This window comes from Chryseobacterium takakiae, assembly GCF_900129385.1.
GTDB classification, from domain to species: Bacteria; Bacteroidota; Bacteroidia; order Flavobacteriales; family Weeksellaceae; genus Chryseobacterium; species Chryseobacterium takakiae.
In genome coordinates, this window is record NZ_FQVO01000002.1 from 80,397 (window position 1) to 92,166 (window position 11,770).

The window sequence follows — 11,770 nt, forward strand, 5'->3', positions numbered from 1 at the left end:
TTGATGGCTTTTTTCTACAACATATTTATCAGCTTATTGATTTTCGGGATGAAGATCTTTTCTTTATTTAATGATAAAGCAAAAAAAGGTGTTCTCGGAAGAAAAGAATCGTTGCAAAAAATACAATCAGGATTTTCCGCCGGCGATAAAATAATCTGGATGCATGCAGCCAGTCTGGGAGAATATGAGCAGGGACTTCCGGTTTTGGAAAAGCTGAAAGAAAAATTTTCAGATCATAAAATTCTTATCACCTTCTTTTCGCCTTCAGGATATGAAAATGTTGTGAAAAAGAAGAATATTGCGGATGTAATCTGCTATCTTCCTTTTGATGAAAAAAATAAGGTAAAAGAATTTATATCTCATCTCAATATCACTTTATTTTTCACCGTAAAATATGAATACTGGTACAATCTTCTGGAAGAGCTTAAGAAAAAAGGAACAAAAATTTATGTAATCTCTGCGCTTTTCTATGATACACAATCATTTTTTACTTCTCACGGAAAATGGTTTGTAAAACAGCTGCAGAAAAATATTGACTGGTTCTTTCATCAAACGGAAATGTCTTATGCTTTGGCTAAAAATATTGGTCTTACACAATCTTCCGTAACAGGTGATACTCGTTTTGACCGTGTAAAGCAGCTTCAAAGCCAGGATAATCATGTGCCATTTATTAAAGACTTCATCGGGCAGGATAAAGCGGTTGTTTTTGGCAGTTCCTGGCAGGCCGAAGAAAAAGTGGCCGAAGAAGTGTTGCTTGGAAGTCCTTATGCAAAACTGATTATTGCGCCACATGATCTTAAAAGAGTTCAACATCTGAAACAGATGTTCCCGGATGCTATTTTGTACAGTAGAATTAAAGAAAGTCAGATGGATTTTAAATCCCGGGTTTTAATCATCGACAATATTGGTCTCCTTTCAAAATTATATTCTTATGCAGATATTGCGGTAGTTGGAGGCGGTTTCCATAGTGCCGGACTGCACAATATTTTGGAAGCTGCAACTTTCGGAGTTCCTGTAATTTTCGGGAATCATTACCGTAAAAATCCCGAAGCAGATGAGCTGATCTCTGCAGATGGTGGGAAATCTTTTGAAAATGCCGGTTTGGCCGCAGACTTTGTAATGTTCCTCATCAATAATGAAGAAATGCTTCACGCAATGTCTGAAAAGTCCAAAAAATTTGTTGATGAAAAACCGGAATCAACAGCGTTGATTATGCAAAAGATCTTATCGTAAAAAGCCTTGGCTTTTAATTTCTTTGATAATCTGGTCGAAGTTTTCAGGGATCTTATCGCTGGTAAGCCAGTTCAAATCTATTCCGTTGTTAATGAAAAGCTTTGAAAGATAACGATTCTGAAGAATTTTGCCTTTCAGTTCATCCAGGTATTCATCAATTTCCATCCAGTAATCCACATCCAGTTTTCTGGTAAGAGTCAATGCTTTTACGGTTTTATTAATGATATAAAGGTAAAGTTTATAAACATTATCAAATCTCTGCCGGCCAAGATCTTCATTGTAATCAAGAATCTTATTAATCAGCAAAAGATTAAGACTTACTTCCCCGAATTTATCAGTAGTTATTTTAACATGTTCCGTAATTTCGGCACTTATTTTTCGGATGATGCTCAGAAAATATTTTTGATTGCTGATATATTTTGAAGAAAGTGTTACCTTTTCTTCAACAATTTCTTCCATGGCATCCCTTTTATTGTCAGTGGTTTCAGGATCAATCAATTCGAAATATAATTTTTTAGACAGAAGTTTATCTTTTTTTAATAATCTGAAAATAAGCTTGTCTTTTTCTGATGGAGAAAAATTACTGAGAGCAGCCTTGAATTCTTTTGAATATTCCATTTTTAAATTTAATTAAAAATTTTCGAATATTTTAAAACTCCGTTCAATGCCCAGTTTGCAGTATAGTATAAAGATTTGATCGTAGAAAACCCCATAAAATCTTTGTAAACCAGGTATTGATCTTTAATGATGTTTTTTTTCTTTCGGGAAATACTGTTCTGGCGCATTCTGTATTTGGCAAGTGTTTTCTGTAAAGGATAGCCTTTCGGAATTTCCTTCAGGAGATTCAGCCACATCACATGATCTTCACGTTTGCTTTTTATCGGGAAAAAGAATTTTCCTACTCGTTTTGTGTCGTACATCGTTGATACAGGAGCCAGTCGGCAGGTTTTAAGTAGATTTGAAAAGGTTACAATTTTATCAGCATGAAAATCTTTCAATACAGGCTGCATGGTATACTCGTCACACCTTGAATAATTGCAGTAGACGAGTTCTGCTTTATATTTCTGCATGTAATTAATCATGGTTTCAAGATATTCCGGATGCCAAAGATCATCGGAATCAAGAAATGCGATATATCTTCCGTTGGCTCGCGCAAGGCTTTTATTTCTTGCATTGCCTGCTCCTCCATTTTGCTCCAGAACCTGAAGTTTTATTCGGGGATCATCATATTTTTGTATAATTGTAACAGTATTATCCCGGGATAGATCATCTGTAATCAGCCATTCCCAGTTTTCGTAAGTCTGGCCAAGCACACACTGTATGGTTTCCTCGATAAATTCTTCCGAATTGTATGAGGGTGTAATAATGGAAACAAGTTCTTTCATCTGTGTAGATAATTATAAAAATTTTTTTTCAAAAAAATGCCATGAACATATCCCTACTGCAACAACAAGCAGCATGCAGACAACTGCCATTATATAAGGATTGTAATCCTGGAAAAATCCAAGTGTGGTAAAAACACGGATAATAGGAAAATGGAAAATGTAAATCCCGTATGTGAAGTCTCCGTACTTGCCGAAATTATTTAAAAACGGAAAAGAGTAAGCAATATATAATACAATAACGCCGATCATCATGGGAGAAAATAATTTAATGTTAAAAATAAGATCAATCCACACTGTGATGATGGCAATTATAAAAAGGGTATTTTTGTGCTTTATAAAATAATTGAAATTAAAATAGATCAGCATTCCCGGAATGAAATAGGAGAGTGATCCCGGAAGCTGTTTGGCAGCAGACATTTTATCTAATGATTCGAAATAATTAAGATAAATAAGAGAGAGAAAATACATAATCACCAAGCTGGTGTTTCTGTACTTGTTATTCTTTCCGAACAATAGAAAAAGTAAAGGAACGCAGAAGTAATAGGACATTTCCACCTTCAGGGTCCATAGTGCTCCGTTTACCGCCTGATTCCCGAAGACGCCTGGCAACCATGGTGCTTTGAAGTTCAGAAATAAAGAATTCCAGAAAAGATATTTATAAACCTGGAGATTGCTGAAATATTCAGTATAAGAATAAGTACTTACAAGGCTTAATAAAACGGCGCACAGAAAAACGACCAACAGATAGGCAGGAACAATTCTTCTGATTCTTTTATTCAGATAACTTTTTAACCCTGAAGAACGCTCGTAGCTTCTCGCAATAAGAAAACCGCTTACTACAAAAAAACCGAAAACCGCTATTTCAATGGGACTGTAATGAAGGATCTCCAGTTCTTTGGAAGCACTTAACGTTCCAAGGTGCCCCACGAAGACAATGAAGGCAAGGAGAACGCGGATAAAATCGAAATTATTTTTCGTTATCATTTGTGTTGTTTTATACAAAAATAACTTTTTCCTACAATATAGATACCTCTAAGCCTCAATATTTTTAAAAATAACTAAGTTTGTAATTATTTTTTGCAAAATATTATTAAATAAATCAAAAAAATTATAATTTTAGCACTTGAAAAATTTGATACATGAAGAAATTAGCATTACTATTTGCAGGTCTATCTTTATTCGTAGCGACGGGATGTAATAACGACGACGATAACACCATGGAATATCCAATCGTGGGAACGTGGCAGCCTATGAAAGTGGTTGTAACCAGTGTCCCTATAGGAGATGATCCTGTTTCAGATGCCATTACTTTTGATACGGACTGTCAGAAGACATCAAGATGGGTGTTTGCGGCAAGCTCGGGAAAAAGAACCGAAAACGGAGACGGAGCTACACCTGGGACCTGTCAGCCTACTTTTGACAGAACCTTTACCTACACCTATGATAAAGACAGTAAAGCTATTCAGGTAAAATACCAGGGGATTGTGGAGCCGGATAAAGGAAGCGTGGTTACCCTTAATGAAACGACCATGAATGTTAAATTTGAAGATACTTCAGATCCTACTGAATACAAGTCACTGACCTATACTTTAAAGAGAATTCCTCAATAATAAAAGTTTTTCTTTCATTAAAAGCTTAAAATCTCATCCCCGGATGAGATTTTGTTTTTTTTATATTTAATTCAAAATTAATTCTATTTCTCCTAAAATCATTATTTTTGTGATTCTTGATTTTTAGAGTTAAAAGAATTTAATCTAATATATCTAAGTCTAACATCTAACATCTAATTATAAAAGTGTTTTACGATCATCAGCAGATAGAAAAAAAGTGGCAGAAATACTGGGAAGAGAATCAAACCTACAAAACTTCCGACAGTACTGATAAACCTAAATTTTATGTTCTCGATATGTTTCCCTATCCATCGGGCGCAGGACTTCACGTGGGACATCCTCTTGGATATATTGCATCGGATATTTATGCGAGATATAAAAGACATCAGGGATTCAATGTGCTACATCCGGTAGGCTATGACAGCTTCGGGCTTCCTGCTGAGCAGTATGCCATACAGACCGGACAGCATCCTGCCGTAACGACTAAAAAGAATATCAACAGATACGAAGAGCAGCTTAGAAAAATAGGTTTTTCTTTCGATTGGAGCAGGGAGGTAAGAACATCAGATCCTTCTTATTATAAATGGACGCAGTGGATTTTTATTGAACTGTTTCATTCATGGTACAATAAAAATACAGACAAGGCAGAACCGATTTCCACTTTGATCAAACATTTTGAACATAAAGGCACCCAAGATTTAAATGCCAATCAAACCGAAGACCTTCATTTTACGGCAGAAGAATGGAATACGGCTTCCGAAATAGATAAAGAAGATATTCTTCTAAATTATCGTCTGGCATACAGAGCGGAAACTACCGTAAATTGGTGTCCTGCACTTGGAACGGTATTGGCAAACGATGAGGTAAAAGATGGCAAGTCCGAAAGAGGAGGTTTTCCGGTGTTTCAAAAGAAAATGATGCAGTGGAGCATGAGAATTTCCGCGTACTCTGAGAGATTATTGCAGGGTCTGAAAGGCCTTGACTGGCCACAGCCATTAAAAGATTCTCAGGAATACTGGATCGGAAAATCCCAGGGAGCTCAGGTGAAATTTGAAATTGAAAGTCATCCTGATGAAGTTATTGAAGTATTTACCACAAGACCGGACACTATTTTCGGGGCAACTTTTATGGTGTTGGCTCCGGAAAATCCTTTGGTAGAAACCATCACCACTCCGGAACAAAAAGCTGAAGTTGACGGGTATATAGAAGAAACGTCCAAAAAAACGGAAAGAGACCGTATGGCAGATGTGAAAAATGTTTCAGGAGCTTTCACGGGAAGTTATGTTCTAAATCCGTTCAGCAATGAAAGGATGCCGGTTTATATTTCAGATTATGTTTTGATGGGTTACGGAACAGGAGCTGTAATGGCAGTTCCGGCTCACGATGAACGCGATCACAGATTTGCAAAGAAATTTAATTTAGAAATTAAAAAGGTTGTAGAAACCGATGAAGATATTCAGGAGAAATCTTTCGATTCTAAAGATTCCGTATGTGTAAACTCGGATTTTTTAAACGGACTGAAATATGACGAAGCAAAAGCACTGATTATTTCTGCCATCGAAAAAAGAGGAATCGGGCATGGTACTACCAATTACAGGCAGCGTGACGCGATCTTCTCCAGACAAAGATATTGGGGCGAACCGGTTCCTATATATTATAAGGATGGAATGCCGTACACTTTGCCAACCTCTGCATTACCTTTGGAACTTCCTGAAGTTGAAAAATATTTACCGACGGAAGACGGAGATCCGCCATTGGGAAATGCAAAAACTTTTGCGTGGGATGAAGTCAATCAAAAAGTGGTTGATACGGATCTTATTGATGAAAAAACAATTTTTCCTTTAGAGCTATCGACGATGCCGGGTTGGGCAGGAAGCTCATGGTATTTTTTACGATACATGGACCCGCATGACGAAAATGTTTTTGTTAAAAAAGACCTGGCTGATTACTGGGGCCAGGTTGATCTGTACATCGGAGGAAGCGAGCATGCGACCGGACATTTGTTGTATTCAAGATTCTGGAACATGTTTTTAAAGGACAGAGGATATATTAATCATAATGAACCTTTTCAGAAGCTGATCAATCAGGGGATGATTTTGGGAATGAGCGCGTTTGTGTACAGGATAAACCCTGCTTTAATTTCGATTAATGTGAATATAGATGATTCTTTTAAAAAAAGGATTGAAAACTTCCCATTACAAATTTTTGCTTCTAAGAATCTAATAAAGAATAATAAGTTAGATTCTTCTTGTCAAGAATATAAAAAAGCCACAGAAATATTTTTTGATTGGTTAAAAAATCAAAATGACTATATTTCTAATGAAGAATCTGTAGAGCTTGTAATTTTTGAGACAAATAAAATCCACGTCGATGTATCCTTATTAAAAGGAACATCCGATGAATTGGATACGGAAGCATTTAAAGCCTGGAGACCGGATTATGCTGATGCAGAATTTATTTTTGAGAAAGACGGAAGATTTATCACAGAACGTGAAGTTGAAAAAATGTCCAAATCAAAATACAATGTTGTAAATCCGGATGATATCTGTAATGAATACGGAGCAGACGGATTAAGATTGTATGAAATGTTCCTGGGACCATTGGAGCAATCCAAACCCTGGAACACACAGGGATTGAGCGGCGTTTACGGTTTCCTTAAAAAATTCTGGAATTTGTATTTTAATGGCGAAGTTTTTGAAGTGTCAGATGAAGAGCCTACAAAAGCGGAATACAAAGTTTTGCATACCTTGATAAAGAAGGTTGTTTATGATATTGAGAACTTCTCTTTCAATACGTCTGTGTCATCATTTATGATTGCAGTGAACGAATTGCAAAAAATAAAATGCAACAAACGCAATATTTTGGAACCTTTGGCCGTTATCATTTCTCCGTATGCGCCACACATCTGTGAGGAACTTTGGAGTCTGCTCGGTCATACAGCTTCAATTGAGTTTGAAAAATTCCCTGTATTGAACGAGGATTACCTGGTAGAAGATGAGATTGAATATCCGATCAGTATTAACGGAAAAACAAAACATAAACTGGCATTATCTGCTCAGCTTTCAGCTAAAGATGTTGAAGATTTAGTAATGAAAGATGAAAAAATTCTACAGTTTCTGGAAGGAAAAACACCGAAGAAAATTATTGTGGTGCCGGGAAGGATTGTGAACATTGTAATTTAAATAAAAATTAACATTGGCAAATTAAAAAAAATAAAGGTGCAATCTTTTTAAATTTTTAACGTAATTGATGAATTTAATAATTATTGCCAAAAAAAGAGAAAATAATTATAATATCGAAATCGTATTAAATTTTTATTATCAAAAAAAACAGAAATGTTTATTTGAGACTCTTGCATTTTAATTAATTTTGCCTTTAATTTACACCTTGTAAAATTTTAAAACAATATAATTTAGTTAAATATGGAAATGAATGTTTCAAAAAATGATGAGCAAGTAGTTGCTAGAAAAGCGGGAGGTTTAAACCCAGCTGTTATTATTCCTATTATCTTAGCTATAGGAATTTGTATTTATTTATTCGTTTTGGGTAGCCCTGGAAATTTTAAAGATGCTGAAAAATTAGGCTCAGGATCTGTAGCGTTTTCAGATGTTGATGGAAAAGACATTCACCCAGATTCTTTCTTAGGTATTATCTACAAAGGAGGAGTTATCGTTCCAATCTTGATTACTTTCATGCTAACCGTAATCGTGTTCTCAATTGAAAGAGCTTTAGTTTTAGGTAGAGCAGCTGGAAAAGGGAACTTGGATAACTTCGTAATTCAGGTAAGAAGCTTATTGAACCAAAACAAAATTGATGAAGCTTTAGAAGAGTGCGACAGACAGCAAGGTTCTGTTGGAAACGTAGTGAAAGAAGGTCTTACTACTTACAAAGCTTTATCTCACGATACTACGCTTAACAAAGAGCAAAAAATGGTAGCGCTTAACAAAGCAATTGAAGAAGCTACTACTCTTGAGATGCCAATGCTTGAGAAAAACATGATGATCCTTTCTACTTTAGGTACTGTTGCAACGTTAGTAGCGCTTTTAGGTACGGTAATCGGGATGATCAAGGCATTCTTCGCATTAGGTTCTGGAGGAGGTACTCCGGATGCTGCTGCACTTTCTACTGGTATCTCTGAAGCCTTGATTAATACAGCTTTAGGTATCGGTACTTCAGCAATCGCTATCATCCTTTATAACTTCTTTACTTCTAAAATAGACGGATTAACTTATAAGATTGACGAAATCGCAATGAGTATCCAACAGTCTTTCGCTGAATTCAACTAAGAATTTCCAGCAAAGAATTGCACTAAGTAAAAAGAAGTCTAATTAAAAATTATTAATAATAATGGCGAGAGTCAAACCAAAAAGACATGGGGTAGTTACGGATATGACGGCAATGTGTGACGTTGCATTCCTACTGCTTACATTCTTTATCTTGACCACTCAGTTTAAAAAACCTGATGTGGAGCAGATTAAACCGCCATCTTCAATATCAGAGAAGTTACTTCCTGATGCAAGTTTGATGACCATCAACGCTACACCGGACGGGAAATTCTATTTCCAGCCAGTAGAAAATGCAACAGAGAGATTACAGCTTTTAGACAATATGGGTAAAAAGTACGGAGTTACTTTTGACAATAAAGAAAAAGCTGCATTCCAGAAAGTACAGGCTATCGGGGTTCCTATGAACCAGCTGAAAAGCTATCTTGATTTGCCAGATGACGCGCAGAAAAATTTCAAGAGTCCTACAGGGATTCCTATGGATAGTACAAATAAGCAATTGGTAGACTGGGTAAAAGAAAGTCTTGCCGTTAATCCTGATTATAAATTGGCGATTAAAGGAGACGTTACTACAGAATATCCTAAAGTTAAAAGCTTATTTGAGGGTTTAAGAGATATTGATTTTCTTAAATTTTGGTTGATTACATCACAAGAAGGTAAACCTAACGAATAATATCGATTAGAAATGGCAGAAGTACAAGTACAGGAAAAAGGCGCCAAAGGCGGCAAGGTACGTTCCAAGAAACAGAGTACCAGAGTCGATATGACTCCGATGGTGGACTTGGGTTTTCTATTGATTACCTTCTTTATGTTCACAACCACATTCTCTAAACCGAATGTAATGGATTTGGGTCTTCCGGCAAAACCGAAAGAAAAAGACAAAAAACCACCTCCAACAGAAATTAAACTTTCTAATTCTATTTCTTTATTATTAGGTAAAGACAATAAGATCTTTTGGCATCAACAGGATAATACATCCTTAACAGATCAGAATCTTAATGAAACGACTTTTGATAGAGAGGGAATCAGAAAAGTTATTGAGCAGGCAAAAGCAAATGCAGCTGATAAATCCAAATTTACCGTGATTATCAAGCCTACTGACGATGCTGTATATAAAAACTTTGTAGATATTCTTGACGAAATGGCAATTACCAAAAGTGAACAGTACGGGGTTACCGATCTTAAGCCTTGGGAAAAAGCTATTTATGATAGAAAAGTTGGGAATTCTGGTGCTGCTGCAGCACCGGCTACTAAGTAACTTAAACCATAAAATTGTAAATCTATGGCAAATGAAAATGTGTACGATCCAAATCTTACTTTAGATGAGATTGTATTTGAAAATAGAAACAAAGAATATGGTGCATACGATCTAAGACATCAGTATCCTAGGCTGCTGACAAAATCTTTTATCGTTGGAACAGCAATATTCCTTGTTGCGGCATTGTCTCCTTTTATTTATCTTACCATTAAAAGATTAACTGAACCGCCTAAACAAGAAGTAAAGGCGGATTTAGTGGAAATCCTTCAGGAAGATAAAATTATTGAGCAGCCAAAAGAAGAAGAACCACCTCCACCACCTCCACCACCAAAAGAGGAGGAAAAAATTGAAATTATTCAGAACGTGGTTCCGGAGCCTGTAAAAGCTCCGAAAATTGAAACTCCACCGCCTCCAATTTCTAAACAGTTAGAAACAACAACTGGTCTGGTAAATCAGGAAGGGGTAAAGGCTCCGGCTTATACTCCACCGCCACCACCGCCATCAACAGGTACAAAAGCTTCAACAGCTGAGGTTAAACCTCAGGTATCTAATGACGTTTATGAATCCGTTGATCAACCGGCAGACTTTAGTGGAGGGGGACTTAATGGTTTTAGATCTAAATTCACGAATAATTTTGACAGTTCTTCATTAGAAGGTGAAGGTACTTTAAGTACGGAAATTACTTTCGTTGTTGAGAGAGACGGTTCATTAAGCCAGATTAAGGCAACGGGACCTAATTCAGATTTCAACAGAGAAGCTGAAAGAACGGTTAAAAGTATAAAAATCAAGTGGAATCCAGGTAAAGTTAACGGACAGCCGGTTCGTTCTCGTTTCAGATTCCCTGTTAAGATGAATTTTGAATAATTCTATCTTTAAATAATAATTAAAAAGAGAAGCATATGCTTCTCTTTTTATTTTTTTTGGTATTTTTGTTATATGATGTTCAATTGGTTATCCCTCATTACGGGATTGTTTTATATCGTTTTGGGAATTGTAGTTATTCTTTACAAATTCTTTTTCACCGTTCTGGACCCCGGTGTGGCATATGCATTAGGAATATTGCTTATCCTGTACGGTATTTTCAGAATTTACAGAGCGATTACAAAAATTAAAAGTTCAGGAAATGAAGAATAGTATTAAACTTATAATGCTGCTTTTCATTAGCATAATAGCAATAGGTTGTAAAAAAGAAGAAAGTTCCCCATCTTATAATAAAGGGGAAATGACGATTCTTACCGATGAATCGTTTAAAAGTGTTACGGAAGCTTTGGCAGAAGGATATATGATTAATTATCCTGAAACAAAAATAAAGGTTGTCACCAAAAAGGAAGATCTTGGTTTCCTTGATCTCTTACATGATAAAGCAAGAATTGTGGTTATGTCAAGAGATTTGTCACCCGAAGAAATTAAAACCTACGAAGAACAGGTTGAGCTTAAATTTTTACCTTCAAGATTTGCAGCAGACGCCGTTGTTTTTGTTGTTCCTAAAGATTCTCCTAAAGAAAGCATTTCTATGGAAGAAATTGAGCAGGGAATGCAATCAGATGATAAAAAGTTTATTTTCGACGGAACAAATTCCAGTAATTTAAATTTTGTTGCCCAAAAGATCAAAAAAGAGCCTAAGAATTTAAAATTCTCTGTTATCCCCGGTAATAAGAATATTATTGAAGAACTCAATAAATATCCTGATAAAATCGGTGTTATCGGTCTCAATACTTTTAGCCGACCTTATGATAAAGAATCAGAGCAGCTGAGAGACATGGTCAAAATACTTCCTGTAGAATATAAAGGAAAACAATACAGCACAGACTTTGAAAATCTTCGTAAAATGAATTATCCTTTCACCAGAATTTTGTATTTTTTAACAAATGAAGGTAATTTTAATATTGCAAATGGTTTTATAAGGTATTCCTGTACGCAGCTTGGCCAGATGATTGTTCAGAAGGAAGGTTTGCAGCCTTACAATCTGTATAGAAGGGAAGTACAGATGCGTTAAAATAT

At 35.9% G+C, this 11,770-nt stretch carries 12 protein-coding genes; 9 read left to right on the top strand and 3 right to left on the bottom strand.

The window, feature by feature from the left end; translation table 11 throughout:
• Positions 1-3: 3 nt before the first annotated feature.
• Positions 4-1,233, top strand: a complete 1,230-nt coding sequence (locus BUA76_RS03460) for a 3-deoxy-D-manno-octulosonic acid transferase (RefSeq protein ID WP_072883448.1) — start codon at positions 4-6, stop codon at positions 1,231-1,233.
• On the opposite strand, the gene BUA76_RS03465 is transcribed toward BUA76_RS03460, so the two are convergent.
• The 3 genes from BUA76_RS03465 to BUA76_RS03475 are packed head-to-tail and all read right to left on the bottom strand — an operon-like array spanning position 1,225 to position 3,602.
• Positions 1,225-1,851 carry a deoxyuridine 5'-triphosphate nucleotidohydrolase gene (locus tag BUA76_RS03465; RefSeq protein ID WP_072883449.1) on the bottom strand — a complete coding sequence of 209 codons (627 nt, stop codon included), beginning with the start codon at positions 1,849-1,851 and terminating at the stop codon, positions 1,225-1,227. The genes BUA76_RS03460 and BUA76_RS03465 overlap by 9 nt on opposite strands.
• An 8-nt stretch (positions 1,852-1,859) precedes the next feature.
• On the bottom strand, positions 1,860-2,618 hold the full coding sequence (locus BUA76_RS03470; RefSeq protein WP_072883450.1) for a glycosyltransferase family 2 protein: 759 nt from the start codon (positions 2,616-2,618) through the stop codon (positions 1,860-1,862).
• A gap of 12 nt (positions 2,619-2,630) precedes the next feature.
• A complete protein-coding gene (locus BUA76_RS03475) occupies positions 2,631-3,602 on the bottom strand; it encodes an acyltransferase family protein (RefSeq protein WP_072883451.1) in 972 nt (323 codons plus the stop codon).
• Positions 3,603-3,757: 155 nt separating this feature from the next.
• Between BUA76_RS03475 and BUA76_RS03480 the strand changes: the two genes are divergently transcribed.
• From BUA76_RS03480 to BUA76_RS03515, 8 genes are all read left to right on the top strand, one after another.
• A complete protein-coding gene (locus BUA76_RS03480) occupies positions 3,758-4,228 on the top strand; it encodes a lipocalin-like domain-containing protein (protein ID WP_072883452.1) in 471 nt (156 codons plus the stop codon).
• Positions 4,229-4,413: 185 nt separating this feature from the next.
• Positions 4,414-7,410: a leucine--tRNA ligase gene (locus BUA76_RS03485; RefSeq protein ID WP_072883453.1), complete on the top strand. Its 2,997-nt coding sequence runs from the start codon at positions 4,414-4,416 to the stop codon at positions 7,408-7,410.
• 240 nt (positions 7,411-7,650) lie between these two features.
• The gene (locus tag BUA76_RS03490; RefSeq protein WP_072883454.1) at positions 7,651-8,514 is read left to right on the top strand and encodes a MotA/TolQ/ExbB proton channel family protein; all 864 of its coding nucleotides are present in this window, start codon (positions 7,651-7,653) and stop codon (positions 8,512-8,514) included.
• A 61-nt stretch (positions 8,515-8,575) separates the two neighbouring features.
• Positions 8,576-9,184, top strand: a complete 609-nt coding sequence (locus BUA76_RS03495; RefSeq protein ID WP_072883455.1) for an ExbD/TolR family protein — start codon at positions 8,576-8,578, stop codon at positions 9,182-9,184.
• A gap of 12 nt (positions 9,185-9,196) precedes the next feature.
• Positions 9,197-9,769 carry an ExbD/TolR family protein gene (locus BUA76_RS03500; protein WP_072883456.1) on the top strand — a complete coding sequence of 191 codons (573 nt, stop codon included), beginning with the start codon at positions 9,197-9,199 and terminating at the stop codon, positions 9,767-9,769.
• Positions 9,770-9,793: 24 nt separating this feature from the next.
• On the top strand, positions 9,794-10,633 hold the full coding sequence (locus tag BUA76_RS03505; protein WP_072883457.1) for an energy transducer TonB: 840 nt from the start codon (positions 9,794-9,796) through the stop codon (positions 10,631-10,633).
• A gap of 72 nt (positions 10,634-10,705) precedes the next feature.
• The gene (locus tag BUA76_RS03510) at positions 10,706-10,903 is read left to right on the top strand and encodes a DUF308 domain-containing protein (RefSeq protein WP_394332938.1); all 198 of its coding nucleotides are present in this window, start codon (positions 10,706-10,708) and stop codon (positions 10,901-10,903) included.
• On the top strand, positions 10,893-11,765 hold the full coding sequence (locus BUA76_RS03515) for a PstS family phosphate ABC transporter substrate-binding protein (protein ID WP_072883459.1): 873 nt from the start codon (positions 10,893-10,895) through the stop codon (positions 11,763-11,765). The genes BUA76_RS03510 and BUA76_RS03515 overlap by 11 nt, the downstream gene beginning before the upstream one ends.
• The last annotated feature ends 5 nt before the right edge of the window (positions 11,766-11,770 follow it).